Genomic DNA, 16,503 nt, shown 5'->3' on the forward strand with positions numbered 1-16,503 from the left:
AAGACAAATATAAATTTAATAATTAATTATAAGGAGGCTTGTTATGAGCTTATATTTAGGTAAAATACATTATTGGTTATTTGGTAAAATACTATGGTTTGAAGGTTTAGAAGATGAAATAATAAAAGTCGCTAAAAGTGAAGGATTAGATATAGATAAATTAAGTAAAGAAATAAACTTAAAATTTGGTGAAAAACTACCAAATAAACCATTAGAAGAAATTATAGAACATGGCAACATACATGGATGGTTACAAGAAAAAATTCATTCAGCAGAAGGTAGGATGGCAACTTGGATAAGCGAAATACTTAAAAATAATAAAAATTCAATTACTAAAATAGAAAAAGTATATATTGACCAAGGGATAAAAGCAGGTAAAGAAGCAATAAACCAAAATATAGATTTAAGTGATGCAAGTAAAATATATAATAAAATAAACGACTATATTTTAGATGGAATGCCTTGTGATAGAGTTGATGAAGTTATAACTTCAACAGAAGATAGGGTAGAGTGGAAGAAAAGACTATGTGTTCACAAAGATATATGGAACGATGCAGGTGTAGATGTTAGCTTATTCTATGAATTAAGAAATTTATGGATAAAATCTTTTGTAAACACAATTAGTAATGATTTTGTATATAAAGAAGAAGAAAACGGGGTAAAAATAATAGAAAGAAATTAAAAATAGAGTTTAAGGAGATGTTATGGAGACTATAAATTTAATGATAGAAGAACATAAATATGTAACTCGTATGCTTAAAGTTATAAGAAGATTATGTTTTAATTTAATGGAAAATAAAGATATAGATTATAAAGACTTTGAAGATATTATTTATTTTATAAAAAACTATGCAGATGAGCATCATCATAAAAAAGAAGAAAACATACTTTTCAAAGTAATGATTGAAAATTTAGGAGAACTAGCAGAAAAAGTAGTTAAACATGGTATGATGGTGGAACATGACTATGGAAGACTTTATGTAAAAAACTTAGAAGAAGCACTTAATAAACTAATAAATGGAGATAATGAATCTAAACTAGATGTAATAGCAAATGCAATATCTTATACACATTTATTAGAAAGACACATTGACAAAGAAGATAGAGTTGTATTTACATTTGCTAAAAATAAACTTAGTAAAGAATTATTAGATAAATTAGACATAGAGTGTATAGTTTATGAAAATGCAAACAAGGAAAATAAAGATAAGTGCCTAAAAATATTAAATGATTTAGAATATAAATTATTTTAATAAGAAGATATAAATATGAAAATTATATATTATTTTTATGGACTCTAATTTTAGAGTTCATTTTTATTTATTTGATTTGCATATTAGTAAATCCCTATAGTATAATATAACTTATATTATACTATAGGGAGAATAAAATATGAAACTAGCACAAGCACTTATGCTTAGAGCAGATTATCAAAATAAAATTCATGAATTAAAAAATCGTATAATTAACAATGTAAAAGTTCAAGAAGGTGAAGATGTTGCAGAGAATCCTATTAAACTTCTTGAAGAATTAAATAAAACTGTAGATGAGCTAGAACAATTAATAAAAAGAATAAACAGCACAAATTCTAATACTATATTTGAAAAAGATATAACTTTATCAGATGTTATTTGTACAAGAGATAGTATAAAGAGGAAAAGAAATATATTAGTTTCTGTATTAGATGAAGCTACAATAAGACATGATAGATACAGTCAATCAGAAGTAAAGTTTGTAACTACAGTAAAAATACCTAAATTGCAAAAAGAGCTTGACTCATTAGCAAAAGAATACAGAGAATTAGATATAAAAATACAAGAAAAAAATTGGACAACAGAATTAAAATAAAACAAAAGTAGGTAGCTTATCTAAAGGTGAACATTAACCCTAGAAACGGGGAAAAGTTTCTATATTTGACTTATCGTAGTATTAAAGGCGATACAAAACAATTAATATTTAGCCTAATACAATTGACAGTAAGTCCTAAAAGAATTTTTGGGCATAACAATATTACATATAATAACTTATTACCGAGTGTTAATTTAGAATAAGCGAGGGTGGATAGGGGATATTTTAGACATAGTACTTACTATGTTTTTTTATTTGTAAAAATAAACAAACAGGTACAAATTAAGATAAAATGCAATACTATAAGTGTTTAAAAATTAATCAAGGTTAGTTTTATCGTTGGTATATTTTTATTTGAAATTATGATAAAATTAAAAGTAGGTAATAGGAGTTTGTATAAATATTAGTATGTATATAATTAAATTATAAGGAAGGTGATTAAAATCTCTCATATAAATGCAAAAAATGCATACAAAAGTTTAGAAGAAAGAATAAATAAGTTTCCGCAAGGTGCACCACCTTCAGAGACTTTATATAAGATATTAAGTGTGTTATTTACAGAGAAAGAAGCTGAATTAGTAGCACAACTTCCAATAAAACCATTTAGAGTAAAAGCAGCATCAAAAATATGGAGTGTAAGTGAAAGCGAAGCATATAAAATATTAGATAATTTAGCGAAGAAGGCTTTATTACTTGATATAGAAGATAAAAAAGGTAAAAAATACATAATGCCACCACCAATGGCAGGTTTTTTTGAGTTTGCTATGATGAGAACAAGGAAAGATATAGATCAAAAACTTCTTGCAGAGCTTTACTATCAATATATGAATGTAGAAGAAGACTTTATAAAAGACTTATTTTACTCAACAGAGACTAAACTAGGAAGAACTTTTGTACAAGAAGAAGTTTTAACTAATGATAATGAAGTAACAATACTAGATTATGAAAGAGCAACACATATAATAGAAGAAGCTAGCCATATTGGAATAAGTATGTGTTATTGTAGACATAGAATGGAACATGTAGGAAAGGCTTGTGATGCTCCTATGGATATATGCATGACTTTTAATAATGTAGCAAATTCTTTAATAAATAATAAGTTTGCAAGAAGAATAGATGCATCAGAGTGTAAAGAATTACTTCATCAAGCTTATGAAAATAATCTAGTTCAATGTGGGGAAAATGTAAGAGATGGAGTAACATTTATATGTAACTGTTGTGGATGTTGTTGTGAAGCTTTAGTTGCGGCTAAAAGATTTGGTAATTTACATCCTGTACAAACAACAAGCTTTATACCTAATATAAATAATGAAAGTTGTGTAAGCTGTGGTAAATGTATAAAAGTATGTCCAGTAGATGCAATAAGTATAGCTAAAGATAATGATAAAATTTACATAAAAGTAGATGAAAATAGATGTTTAGGTTGTGGAGTATGTGTTAGAAATTGCTTTAAAAATAGTATAATGTTAAGAAAAAGACCAGAAAAAATAATTACACCAGCAAATTCAGTACATAGATCAGTTCTTATGGCAATAGAAAAAGGTCAATTGCAAAACCTTATATTCGATAATAACGCATTAACTAGCCATAGAGCTATGGGTGCTATATTATCTGCAATTTTAGAATTAGAACCATCTAAAAGAGCCTTAGCTAATGAACAATTAAAGTCGAACTACTTGGATAGGTTATTAAGTATAAAAATTAAACATTAATAAAATTTATTATAAAAAAGATCCTATATGGGTCTTTTTTTTATACAAAAATTAAGTTATTATTAGATAAAATGAGTAAATAATTTAAGATGTAAGTAAGGATGTGTTTAAATGAATGTACAAAAATATGATCAGGATAATCCAAGATTAGTTAATTCTATTGTATGTGCAATAGATATATTAGGTTTTTCGCAAATGATAGTAGATTCTTGTGAAGATGGATATGGAAATAGTCTACTTAGAGAAATTAACTACTTAATAAATAAAAACAAGCAGTGCATTATTCCAAATAAATATAGCCATGGTAAGATAAAAATATTTACTGATAATATGGTTGTTGCTTATCCGATAACCGGTGATGGAGAAGAAGAATTAGATGAGATACTAGAAAATGTATCTGAATATCAATTTAACTTAGCTTTAGAAGGATTGTTTGTAAGAGGTGGAATAAGTGTAGGGAATTTTTATATAAATGATGATATAGTTTTTGGGCCGGCACTTTTAGATGCTCATAATACAGAAAGTAAACTTGCTTGTTATCCAAGAATTATTTTAGATGATAAAACTGTAAAAAAATTACAGAAATATATAAATTACTATGATGTTGCACCACAAAATAATATGATACTTATAGATAATGATGGACAGTGGTTTTTAAATTATTTAAATACAATATTTAAATACTATACAGAATGTAATAACGAATATGAGTTTGAAAGAATACAACTTGAACTTTTAATTAGACATAGAGATAAAATAGAAGAAATGTTACTAATACATAAAAAAAATACAAAAGTTTGGGACAAATATGTATGGACAGCGAACTATCATAATTATTTTTGTGATTTATATTTCCCAGATGAAAAGAATCTAAAAATATCTAGGAAAAGTTTACTTTCATGGCCTAGAGAAATAAATAATGATGATATTTAAATAAAATCTTCGTAGATGATACTTTTCATCTATGGGGATTTTTTTATTAACTAAAAATTAATTCTAATGAAAAAAAATTGCATGAAAATAAGTATAATCAATGTTTTAGTAATTGTTTTTATATTGAAATGACTTTTAATTATAAAAACTATATATAATACGAAAAAAAATTTCAGAAATAAAAAGGAAAGTAGTGTAAAAGGTAGAACCATATTTATATAGAAATATACTCATCTAAATTACTATAAAAAAATACACAGGAGGATTTTAAAATGAATAGGAAAACGATTGCAATTAGTATGGCAGTAGCTTTAATTATAGGAAACAGTTCATCTGTAGTTTTAGCTACAGATAAAGGTAAAGACTCTATAGTTTCAATAGCTGAAAGTAGCAATACAAAAAATAGAAATGCAATAGTAGAAGAAGAAATTTTACAATCTAAAATGACAGCTACTCATACATCTGCTCAACCAGGGGAAGGAGCAGATAAAGTTTTAGATGGGAATTCAGATACAATGTGGCATACACCATGGGATAAAAGTGCAAAACTTCCTCAAGGAATAACAGTGAACTTAGGAGAAAAAGCATTAGTTAGTACTATAAAAGTTAGCCCAAGAAAATCTCAAAATAATGGGATTATAACAAAATATGAAATTCATGCTATAAATGATGGAAAAGAAACTCTTATATCAAGTGGAAGATGGTCAGAGGATAACACCACAAAAATAGTAACTTTAGATAAGGCAGTAGAAGCAGATGAAATAAAAATTACTGCATTAGAAGGAGTAGGAGGATTTGCATCTGTATCTGAAGTTAATATATATAAACAATCTAAGGAAGCTAATAAAATAAAATCATATGAAAATATAAGAATAGCTTCAAATTCTCAAGCTGTAGATATATCAGATAAAATAGATGAATTAAAAAATTTAGAAGAAGGAACTATTGTAGCTAGATTTAAGGGAAGTAATAAGAATTTAGCTAGTTTAATAGGTATATCAAATAAAAATAGAGATTACTCACATTTTCATCTGTATAAATCAGGAGCTAAAGTGGGTGTTGAAATAAGAAATGAAAGTACAGGATTAAATAAACACATTTTTGGAGATGCCGTTTTAAATGAAGGATTTAATACAATTGCATTTAAAGTAGAAAAAGATAAATCTTACACTTTATATTTAAATGGAAAATTAATTAAAAAAGAAAATGCTAATGATACTAAATTTTTAAGTGATATAGTTGGAATAAACTCTGCTTTTATAGGTAAAACACCAAGATTAACTGGAAATCAATACCCATTTAATGGAGATATAGATTTTATAGATATATATAGTGAATCAATTTCAGATAATTACCTTGTTAAAAAGACTTCTGAAACTAATATACCTTCAGAAGATGACTATCTTCCTGAAAATGCATATAAATCTGAAAAACAAGATTTATTTAAGCCAGGAGATTTAAATTCAAATGCTTATAGAATACCAGCACTATATACTACTAAAGCAGGTACAGTTTTAGCATCAATAGATGCTAGAAAACCACATGGAGGGGATGCACCAAATAATATAGATACTGCAATAAGAAGAAGCGAAGATGGTGGAAAAACTTGGGAAGAATCTAAAATAATATTAGATTATCCGGATAAGGCATCAGCAATAGATACTGCAATAGTTCAAGATAATGAAACTGGAAGGATATTCTTATTAGTAACTCATTTTGCGTCAGGATATGGTTTTCATGAAGCTAAACCAGGAAGTGGATATAAAGAAATAGATGGTCAAAGATACTTATTACTGCGTGATGCAAATAATAATGAATACACAGTGAGAGAAGAAGGGAAAGTGTATGATAATAAGGGTATCGTAACTGAGTATACTCTTGATGAAGATCAGAATTTATATAGAAATAGTAATAAAGTAGATAATGTATTAACTAGTACAAGTCCATTAAAAGTAATGGGAACAAGCTTCCTATCATTAATATATAGTGATGATGATGGGAAGACTTGGAGTAGGCCAATGGATCTTAATAAAGATGTTAAAGCAGATTGGATGAAATTTTTAGGTACAGGCCCAGGTAGAGGTCATCAAATAGAAAATGGAAAATATGCAGGAAGACTTGTATTCCCAGTATATCTAACTAATGCAGCAGGATTCCAATCAAGTGCTGTTATATATAGTGATGATAAGGGGAAAACATGGGAAATAGGTGAAACTGCAACAGATGGAAGAGATATGGGAAATGGTCAAGTTGGTAATGCTCAAACTCAAACAAGAGGAAATCAATTAACAGAGTGCCAAGTTGTAGAAATGCCAAATGGTCAACTAAAATTGTTTATGAGAAATGACCCAGGTAGATATGTAAGGATAGCTACAAGTTTTGATGGTGGAGCTACATGGGAAGATGATATAGTTGAAGAAACTAATATAAGAGAACCATATTGCCAATTAAGTGTAATAAATTATAGTCAAAAAATAGATGGAAAAGATGCATTAATATTTTCAAATCCAGATGCAGAACCAAGAAATAGAATTGATGGTACAGTAAGAATAGGTTTAATATCAGAAAATGGAACTTATGAAAATGGAGAACCTAAATACGATATTAAGTGGAAATACAAAAAATTAGTTAAGCCAGGATACTTTGCATATTCTTGCTTAACGGAGCTTTCAAATGGAAATATAGGACTATTCTATGAAGGAACTGATGTTAGAGAAATGTCTTATACTGAAATGAATTTAGATTATTTAAAATTCAATTTAGAAAAAGATACAAAACCAGCAAAATTAGAGAAAGTATATATTGTAGATCAAAAGGAGTCTTATAAACCAGGAGACGAATTAAAAGTAAACTTAAAGTTTAACCAAAATGTAAGTATAATGGGAGATAGAAACATAACAGTTAAACTTGGTAATAAAGAAGTAGAATTTAATATGATAGGTTATAATAGTGCTAATGAGGCTACTTTCGTAGGTGCTATACCAAGTGATATTGAAGTTGGAAATTATACTTTAATTGTAAAACCTAATCAAAGCATGGAAATAATAAATGTACTTAATAAGATAACAACAATAAATCAAGAGGTAGAAATATCACCAAGTATAGATATTAAAAAATAAATTTAAATTAGAAGTATTAAAGGGGCTGTCTCAAATTATAGACTAGCCCTTTTTTGCAGCTTAGTCTTAAACGTTTGTATTAGTAATAAATAAGACATATACTATTTGTAAATAAAAGAGATTATAAAGGTGATTTTATTAGAAAATGAAGAAAGATTAATTCGTTATTATTATTAGCGATAGTAATAGTTTTTCTTCAATACATATTATACAATTATAATAAAGTACTTAAAATACCTGTATTTATAAGAACGACTATTCATTATATAAGTTTACTAGGGATGTTTATAGCAAGCTCAAAAATATTTAATTGGTTTGACTTGTCTAATATAAAAGTAATAAATGATATATGCGATAAACAAAATAGGAGGGATTAGAGTGAATATAATAGAAACGAAAAACTTAACTAAAAGTTATGGTAAAAATAGAGGTATACAAAATATTAATATTTCAGTTAAAGAAGGTGAAATATTTGGTTTTATAGGTCCTAATGGTGCAGGGAAATCAACCACTATAAAAACTTTATTAAATTTCATATATCCAAGTAGTGGAAATGCTAGTATTTTTAATATGGATATAGTTAAAGATAGTGATAAAATAAAAGAGTATATAGGATACGTTCCTAGTGAAGTTAGATATTATGATGATATTAAAGTTAAAGATATGATTGAATATTCACAAAGTTTTTATCCTAATATAAACAAGAAAGATACAGATAAAATTTGCAATGAATTAGAATTAGATATGAATAAAAAAATGAGAGAATTAAGCTTAGGAAATAAAAAGAAAGTATCTATTGCTCAAGCTTTAATTCATAATCCAAAACTTTTAATACTAGATGAACCAACAAATGGTCTAGATCCATTAATGCAAAAAAGGCTTTTTAACTTGTTAATGAAGGAAAAAGAAAAGGGAAATACCGTGTTTTTATCATCTCATAATTTAGTAGAAGTTCAAAATTTATGTGATAGAGTTGCTGTAATAAAAGATGGATATATTGTAGATATACTTGAAATAGAAAAAGCTACAAATAAACTTAAACTAAAAGTAACTTTAAAGAGTGAAGAGATTAAAGAATGCGATATATTAAAATTATCAGACAAGATTTTAAACAAAGAAAACAATCTATATACATTTATATATTCAAAAGAAATAGATACACTTGTAAAAGAAATTAGCAGATATAAAGTAGAGGAATTATTAATAGAAAAAGAAAATCTTGAAGATGTATTTTTAAATTATTATGAAAATGAGGAGATGTAGAGGAGTATGAATATATTTAAATTTGAATTTAAACGACTATTAAAATCATGCATTATCTGGTCGATTGTTTGTAGTGGTCTAATTATATTATTTATGTCGATTTTTCCTAGCATGGAAAGTAGTGGTATGAAAGAACTTGTAATTGATAAAATGAGTGCGCTTCCAATAGATTTACTAAAGGCACTAAATATTGAGGCAACTGATTTTACAAATATATTTGACTATTTAAGCTATGCAATTCAATATATTGCAATGGCAAGTGCTATATATGGTGCTATTTTAGGTGTTAACGCTCTTATAAGAGAAGAAAGTGAAGGTACGATTGAGTTTTTATATTCAAAACCTATAAAAAGAAGTAAAATAATTACATATAAGTTATGTTCAATAGTAGCTATATATTTTATATATATTATTATTACATGCGTCCTTACTATAGGAATTTCGTATATTGTAAAGCCTCATAATATTAAAGGTATAGATTTAATTATTAATATTAAATTATTATTTAGCGCAATATTACTGCTTGGGTATATATTTATGGCAGTAGGTTTATTAATATCATCATTAATAAAGTCTGATAAAAGTTCAATATCTATTGCTATTTCAATATTCTTTATTACTTATTTTTTAGGAATGGTAGGGAGACTAAAGGATAGTTTTGAATGGTTTAAGTATTTATCACCATTTGATTATTATGTACCAAGCGATATTTTAAAAAATGGATTTGACACTATTTTTGTTATAATCGGAATTTTTATAATAATGGTATCTATAGCATTAAGTTATATTGTTTACAGTAAAAAAGATATGAAAATATAGAAATATTTTAGATCAAATAATATAAAAAATCATCCTAATATATAATTATATTAGGATGATTTTTTGTATTATTTGATATTTTCTAGACTTTTTAAATCTAATAATTTGATTTTACCTCGAGATATTTCTAACAAATTGTCTTTTTCAAACTTTTTTAGTATACGAGAAACAGCTTCTCTAGCAGAACCTAAATTATTAGCTATATTTTCATGCGTTGCATAAATTACATCTGAATTAGTAAGATTATGTTCAATTATTAAAAAATTAGCAACTCTATTTTCTAAACTAAAAAATATAGTTTTTTCAATTAAAGATAGGGTTTCTGAAAGTTTATCTTGAGTTAAATTAAGTAAAAAGCTTAATACATAATTATTGGTTTCAGATAGTTTTTTTATAAAAGTACTATCTATAACAATTGCCAAGGAATCTAATTCTGCCTCAAGATTTATATCATAAGTTATATTTTTAAAAACACATGAAGCAGATAATACACACACATCTCTATCTAATAGTTTAAATAAAGTTATCTCTCTACCTGATTGAGAAGATATAAATATTCTAAATTGGCCATAAATGTTTATTAATATACCTGTACATGAAGAATTCTTACCATAAATAAGTTCTCCTTTTTGATACTTAACTATTGTACTTTTATCAATTAATTTTTTAATTTCATCTGAATTTAATTTATCAAAGAATGGTAAATTTTCTTGCAAGAGAGATTTTTTATCTATATCAGCCATAATATTTCCTCCTTTAGGGTTATAACAAACCAAAATACTAACTAGCAATTATTAATCCAATATTGAATGAAAAATTGTATTACTATAAATAATATACCATTTATAAGTAATACACTAAAGTATATATTAAATGAAGTTGAATTATTTGGAAATATAAATAGTATTATATTTATATAATATATGAAAAAATATAGTATTTTATATAAATAATAGGGGGTATAAATAAGAATATAGAAATTTAATAAGTGTAGAAGCTTATATAGTTAGTAGAAAATATAAAAAAGTTATATATAATGTCAAAATATTACATATAACTTTTTTTATATAATTATGCAGCTTTATCTATGCTATTTTGATTTTTATTAATCATATAGTTATAAACTGGGATACCGATAAGAGTTATTAAAACTCCTCCTAAAGACATCATAGTACTTTTTACTCCAGCAAGGAATAATTGATCTATGACTACGAATAATCCACTTGCTATTGCAATTGCAGGAATTACTGGGTATAGTGGAACTTTATACGGTCTATGTAAATTAGGATGAGTTTTTCTAAGTTTTATTACACCTATAAATGTTAATACATAAAATGACCATATAGCAAACATAGATAAATCACTTAGTAAGTTAAATTGTCCGGATAATGCATATAATGCAGCAAGTGAAGCCATAACCATTGTTGAGTTAGCTGGAACATCATATTTATTTAATTTACCTAAAAATGCTGGTAAAGTTTTTTGTTGAGATAATGTATAAGCGATTCTTGGACCAGTTAATAAATATCCATTAATACATCCAAATACAGATATTAATATACCCATAGTTATCAATTTACCACCCATTTTACCAAATATCACTTCTGCAACAGCAGCAGCAGGTGATGCAAAGTTAGCAAGTTCGTTTGCTGGTAATACCCAAAGATAAGCTAAGTTTATAACTAAGTAAACTGCCATAACTAATGTTAATCCGCCTATTATAGCTTTTGGTAAGTCTTTTCCTGGATCTTTCATTTCTCCAGCTATAGCTCCAACATTTATCCAACCATCATAGGCGAATAATATTGCTACTAATAATTGTCCTATTATACTTGTTGGTTTAAGATTTTCTGCAACAAGGGGAGTCATTATTGGATTATTTCCTCCACCTTTTATAAAACCGAATATCATTATTAGTATAAGAGGTATTAATTTACAAACTGTTGAAATAGTTTGAATAGATCCACTTGTCTTAGAACCTAAAGTATTTAGTCCTCCTACTAATAAAATTACTCCTACAGTCATTGGAATTACTAAATTTTGATTTCCAAGCAAAATAGCAGATTGTTGCCCGAACATAACTGATATGGCAGCTATTGTTGCTGGGAAAAATAATACAGATTGCATCCAACCTGTTAAAAATCCTAATTTTTTACCATATATTTCTTCTATATATACCATCATTCCACCTGTTTTCGGTATTGCAGCTGAAATTTCTGCAGCAGTAAGCCCTGCAGTTATTGTCATAACTCCGGCCAATATCCATGCTATAATACCAAGACCTGGTGCTCCACCAGTTAATTCATATACTGCTTGTGGCTTAAAAAATACACCACCACCGATAACCATACCAACAACTGTTGATAGTGCAGCAGCAAATCCAAGATTTTTTTGAAGGTTTTTATTTCCCATAGTTTTGAATCCTTTCTTATTAAGTTTTACTAAAATTATTTTTGGCGCAAGAACCATTATAACTTTTTTTAAAATTAATACAACATTTTATTTTAAAATAAATTAAATTTTCGACAAAGATTTCAAATGATTGCTATTAAAATTATTAATGGTTAAAAATGTAAGTAATATAAAATTATAACATAAATAAAATTTTAGTAAATAATTTATTTAAATAACTTAATTTAAAATTAATCTTGTATCTTATATATTAATAATTAAGTAAATATAGAAATTAACTAATTTATATAATAAAATAAAGAAAAGTAATTAAATAATACTTAAATTCATAACATTAAAATTTATATAAAAAACTATAAATATTATTTAATTTATAAATAAAGAATATGAGGTGAAAAATGAATAAAACAATAGGGGTGCTAGCTCATGTAGATGCAGGGAAAACAACCTTTTGCGAGCAAGTATTATACCATACTAATAGTATTAGAAGTAGAGGAAGAGTTGATTCTAAAAATACATTTTTAGACAACCATAATATAGAAAGACAAAGAGGAATTACAATATTTTCAGAACAAGGAGTTTTTAAATATAATAACTCAAAGTACTTTATTATAGATACACCTGGACATATAGATTTTTCTCCAGACATGGAAAGATCTATATGTATAATGGATTATGCAGTAGTGATAATAAGTGCTGTTGAAAAAATTCAATCACATACTAAAACAGTATTTAGATTATTAAAAAAGTATAAAGTACCTACAATATTTTTTGTAAACAAAGTAGACAGAGAAGGTGCAAATGTAGATGAAGTAATAAATGATATACAAAATAGCTTAACAATCGATGTAATAGATATAAATGAAAACTTTATATTAAATAAGAATAAAGCTGATATGAATAAAGAACTTATAGAATTTATAGCAGAAAGGGATGATAATCTTTTTGAAATGTATTTATATGATAACTATGAGCATGATTTATGGTTAGAAAATTTTAAAGAAATGATAAAAAATAATAAAATTTACCCACTGCTAAAAGGATCAGCACTCAATGATATAGGTATATTAGAATTTATAGAAAAATTGGATTTTTTAACGTATACATCATATAAATATAGCGATAAATTTATAGGCAAAGTATATAAGGTAAAACATGATGAAAATAAAAATAGAGTAACTTATATAAAAGCCTTACAAGGTAAGCTACAAGTTAAGAATGAAGTCTCGTATAAAAACAAAGAAGAAATAATAAATGAAAAAATAAATACTATAAGAATTTATAATTCAAATAAATTTGATGTAGTAAATGAAGTAAGTGCTGGAGATATTTTTACAGTATCAGGACTTACAAATATAAATTCAGGAGATTACCTAGTAGAATTAAATACCAATATAAAATATATAAACAAATTATATAATAATCAAAATAAATTTGAAATAACGCCTGCACTAAAATCAAAGGTTATATTTGACAGTTATTTAAATATAAAAGATGTATTAAATGCTCTTGCTTTATTAAACTTAGAGGAGCCTGCTTTAAATGTATTATGGGATGAACAACTTAAAGAAATACATATACATGTAATGGGGAAAATTCAATTAGAGATATTAAAAGAAATAGTTAGGGATAGATTTAATATAGAAGTTGAATTTGGACCATGTGAAATTTTATATAAAGAAACTATAAAAGATAAATCAATAGGGTATGGTCATTTTGAGCCATTAGGGCATTATGCAGAAGTACATTTATTAATAGAGCCAGGACCTAGAAATTCTAAAATGATTTTTGAAAGTAAAGCTCATATTGATGACATAAGTATAGGGCATCAAAATCTTATAAAAACTCACATATTTGAAAAAGAGCATAGGGGAATACTTGCAGGATATAATCTTACAGATTTAAAAATAACACTTATTACAGGTAGAGCTCATAATAAACATACTAGCGGTGGTGACTTTAGGCAAGCAACGCTTAGAGCTTTAAGACAAGGATTAGAATGTAGTGAAAATATTATCCTTGAACCATACTATAAATTTAAAATAGAAGTAGATTTAAACTATATTGGACGGGTACTGTCAGATATATCTAAAATGAATGGGCAATTTGAACCACCTATTATGACTTACAATATTGCAATAGTAGAAGGAAGGGGACCTGTCGCAACATTTATGGATTATAGCTTAGAACTTATAACTTTTAGTAAAGGTAGTGGAAGTATCAGTTTTATATATGATGGATATGATGTATGTCATAATAGTGAAGAAGTAATAGAAAGAAAAAACTATGATAAAGATGCAGATAGTGAGTATACTTCAAATTCAATATTTTGTTCAAAAGGTCAAGCATATATTATACAGGGTAGTGATGTTAAAGAAAATATGCATTGTTTAAAATAAAAAGCTACTAAAATTAGTAGCTTTTTATTTTATTTATATCATACAATAGATTTAATCTAATACATTATACAGTATAGTATTAGCAATTGATAACAGTATAGAAGCACCTATTGCACTTATAAAACCATATAGGTTAACTCCAGGAACTATCATAAATGCTAGTTTTAAAACAACTGCATTAATAACTAGAGAAAACAATCCCAAAGTTAAAAAAGTTATAGGAAGTGAAAAAAATTGTATTAATGGCTTGATTGTTAAGTTAAGTAAACCAAATATTAATGTTAATATTAATAATGATTTAAAAGAACTTATATACATACTATCCATTAAGTGTGATACTAGATATAAAGATATAGCATTAACTACAATAAATAATGATACTTTTTTCATTTTTTAATCCCCTTTCAATTGTAATATAATTTTATTATATAGCTATAAAATTATATTTTATACTAAGGTGAAAAATTATACAAAATAAAAATAAATAGCCTTAATTAATAAAAAATGTAGATACTATATAGTATCTACATTTTTTATTAATTAAACTTATGAACATTAATAGCAGATGGACCTTTATCAGCTTGAACTATGTCAAATGTAACTAGTTGACCCTGATGTAAATCTTTATTATGCCCATCTTCTTTTATATGAGAATAATGAACAAAAATATCTTCCCCATCATCTGATGATATAAAACCATATCCCCTTTCCAAGTCAAACCATTTAACTGTTCCGTTATAATTAGCCATAAAATAAGGCTCCTTTCAAATCTATATTAAAAATATTAATGTATTTTCTATCATAGTATTTGTATATATGCAAAGATTAATAATAGTAAAATTATGAGAATATATTATATTTATAACTAAAATAATAAGTAGGTGTTTTAATTGTATATAGAACTTATAGATTGTGTAAATAATTATATAAAAAATAATAAAGATTTTACTATAGCTATAGATGAAAATGGTAAGCTTGACAATCCAAAATATGGGTATATAATAAGTATAACTCCTTTAATAAATATAGGTATGGACACCAATCAAATAATTGAATATGTTTTCTTTAACAGATGTATAAAGATAAATGGTAGAAATCATAAATTATATATAGGAGGATGGTTTGATAAAGGAAAGCTAAATTTAGATATATCAGTAGTTAGTAAATCTAAAAATGATGCTATTCAAATAGGAAATTATTGTAACCAAAAGGCAATATATGATTTAGATAAAAAAGAAATTATAAATATAAAACATTAATGAGGTGATATTATGAAAATATATACAAAAACAGGGGATAAAGGACAAACGTCACTATACGATGGAAGTAGGGTAGATAAAGATAGCATAAGGGTAGAATCTTATGGTACTTTAGATGAATTAAACTCATACATAGGGCTTTGTATAAATCATGCAAGACAAAAAGATAAAAAGGTATTATTTGAAATACAAAAAGAACTATTTTCTGTTTCAGCTGAACTAGCTACTCAAAATAAAAATAAATTAAAAAAATTAGTGTCAGAAGAAGATATAAAGACATTAGAAAACATAATAGATGAATATACAAACAAGACAGAAGATATAAATGCATTTATAATACCAGGAACAAGTTTAGTTTCAGCAAATCTACATGTTGCAAGAACTATATGCAGAAGAGCAGAAAGAAGAATAATAACTCTTAGCAAAGTAGAAGAAATAAATCCACTTTTAATAAAATATGTAAATAGATTATCTGATACTTTATATGCTATAGCAAGATATAATGAAGAAAAATTGATTCCTATGGAATTTTAGAAATAACAATTTATCAATAAACTAAAAACACCATTTACAATTGTAAATGGTGTTTTTTATAAAATAATAACAGGAATATATCAATATCTATATTTTATTATATTAAAAAAGATAAAATATATTACAAATATAAATTTTTGAAAAATAAAAAATATGTTAAAATATGTTATATATTATAAAAATATAGTTAAGAGGGAAATTTAGA

15 protein-coding genes are annotated in these 16,503 nt (G+C 25.9%); 11 read left to right on the forward strand and 4 right to left on the reverse strand.

What is annotated here, in order from left to right; translation table 11 throughout:
* The first annotated feature begins 43 nt into the window (after positions 1–43).
* From JNUCC81_RS08685 to JNUCC81_RS08720, 8 genes are all read left to right on the forward strand, one after another.
* Positions 44–682: a hypothetical protein gene (locus JNUCC81_RS08685; RefSeq protein WP_454096219.1), complete on the forward strand. Its 639-nt coding sequence runs from the start codon at positions 44–46 to the stop codon at positions 680–682.
* Between the two features lie 22 nt (positions 683–704).
* Entirely contained in the window at positions 705–1,253 is a 549-nt protein-coding gene (locus JNUCC81_RS08690) for a hemerythrin domain-containing protein (protein WP_454096220.1), read from the forward strand.
* A 139-nt stretch (positions 1,254–1,392) separates the two neighbouring features.
* Positions 1,393–1,848, forward strand: a complete 456-nt coding sequence (locus JNUCC81_RS08695) for a DIP1984 family protein (protein ID WP_208331739.1) — start codon at positions 1,393–1,395, stop codon at positions 1,846–1,848.
* Positions 1,849–2,282: 434 nt separating this feature from the next.
* Complete coding sequence (locus JNUCC81_RS08700) at positions 2,283–3,560, forward strand: 4Fe-4S dicluster domain-containing protein (RefSeq protein WP_454096221.1); 1,278 nt, start codon at positions 2,283–2,285, stop codon at positions 3,558–3,560.
* A gap of 111 nt (positions 3,561–3,671) precedes the next feature.
* Complete coding sequence (locus JNUCC81_RS08705; RefSeq protein ID WP_454096222.1) at positions 3,672–4,493, forward strand: hypothetical protein; 822 nt, start codon at positions 3,672–3,674, stop codon at positions 4,491–4,493.
* Between the two features lie 272 nt (positions 4,494–4,765).
* The gene (locus JNUCC81_RS08710; protein WP_454096223.1) at positions 4,766–7,612 is read left to right on the forward strand and encodes a sialidase domain-containing protein; all 2,847 of its coding nucleotides are present in this window, start codon (positions 4,766–4,768) and stop codon (positions 7,610–7,612) included.
* Positions 7,613–7,990: 378 nt separating this feature from the next.
* The gene (locus tag JNUCC81_RS08715; protein WP_454096224.1) at positions 7,991–8,875 is read left to right on the forward strand and encodes an ABC transporter ATP-binding protein; all 885 of its coding nucleotides are present in this window, start codon (positions 7,991–7,993) and stop codon (positions 8,873–8,875) included.
* Between the two features lie 6 nt (positions 8,876–8,881).
* Positions 8,882–9,694, forward strand: a complete 813-nt coding sequence (locus JNUCC81_RS08720) for an ABC transporter permease subunit (RefSeq protein WP_454096225.1) — start codon at positions 8,882–8,884, stop codon at positions 9,692–9,694.
* A 68-nt stretch (positions 9,695–9,762) separates the two neighbouring features.
* Here the strand turns inward: JNUCC81_RS08720 and JNUCC81_RS08725 are convergent, their stop codons facing one another.
* Both JNUCC81_RS08725 and JNUCC81_RS08730 read right to left on the reverse strand, forming a co-directional pair.
* Positions 9,763–10,437, reverse strand: coding sequence for a Crp/Fnr family transcriptional regulator (locus tag JNUCC81_RS08725; protein ID WP_454096226.1), 675 nt, complete (start codon positions 10,435–10,437; stop codon positions 9,763–9,765).
* A 328-nt stretch (positions 10,438–10,765) separates the two neighbouring features.
* Positions 10,766–12,106 (reverse strand): APC family permease, encoded by a 1,341-nt coding sequence (locus tag JNUCC81_RS08730; RefSeq protein WP_454096227.1) that lies wholly within the window; start codon positions 12,104–12,106, stop codon positions 10,766–10,768.
* Positions 12,107–12,504: 398 nt separating this feature from the next.
* On the opposite strand from JNUCC81_RS08730, the gene JNUCC81_RS08735 reads away from it, so the two are divergent.
* Entirely contained in the window at positions 12,505–14,505 is a 2,001-nt protein-coding gene (locus tag JNUCC81_RS08735) for a GTP-binding protein (RefSeq protein WP_454096228.1), read from the forward strand.
* A 51-nt stretch (positions 14,506–14,556) separates the two neighbouring features.
* On the opposite strand, the gene JNUCC81_RS08740 is transcribed toward JNUCC81_RS08735, so the two are convergent.
* Positions 14,557–14,895: a phage holin family protein gene (locus JNUCC81_RS08740; RefSeq protein WP_454096229.1), complete on the reverse strand. Its 339-nt coding sequence runs from the start codon at positions 14,893–14,895 to the stop codon at positions 14,557–14,559.
* A gap of 146 nt (positions 14,896–15,041) precedes the next feature.
* Positions 15,042–15,254, reverse strand: coding sequence for a cold-shock protein (locus tag JNUCC81_RS08745; RefSeq protein ID WP_454096230.1), 213 nt, complete (start codon positions 15,252–15,254; stop codon positions 15,042–15,044).
* A gap of 141 nt (positions 15,255–15,395) precedes the next feature.
* Here JNUCC81_RS08745 and JNUCC81_RS08750 point away from each other — a divergent pair, with 141 nt between their 5' ends.
* Both JNUCC81_RS08750 and JNUCC81_RS08755 read left to right on the forward strand, forming a co-directional pair.
* Entirely contained in the window at positions 15,396–15,764 is a 369-nt protein-coding gene (locus JNUCC81_RS08750; protein WP_454096231.1) for a hypothetical protein, read from the forward strand.
* A gap of 12 nt (positions 15,765–15,776) precedes the next feature.
* Positions 15,777–16,298: a cob(I)yrinic acid a,c-diamide adenosyltransferase gene (locus tag JNUCC81_RS08755; RefSeq protein ID WP_208331730.1), complete on the forward strand. Its 522-nt coding sequence runs from the start codon at positions 15,777–15,779 to the stop codon at positions 16,296–16,298.
* Positions 16,299–16,503: the final 205 nt, after the last annotated feature.

The organism is Faecalimicrobium sp. JNUCC 81, assembly GCF_053667625.1.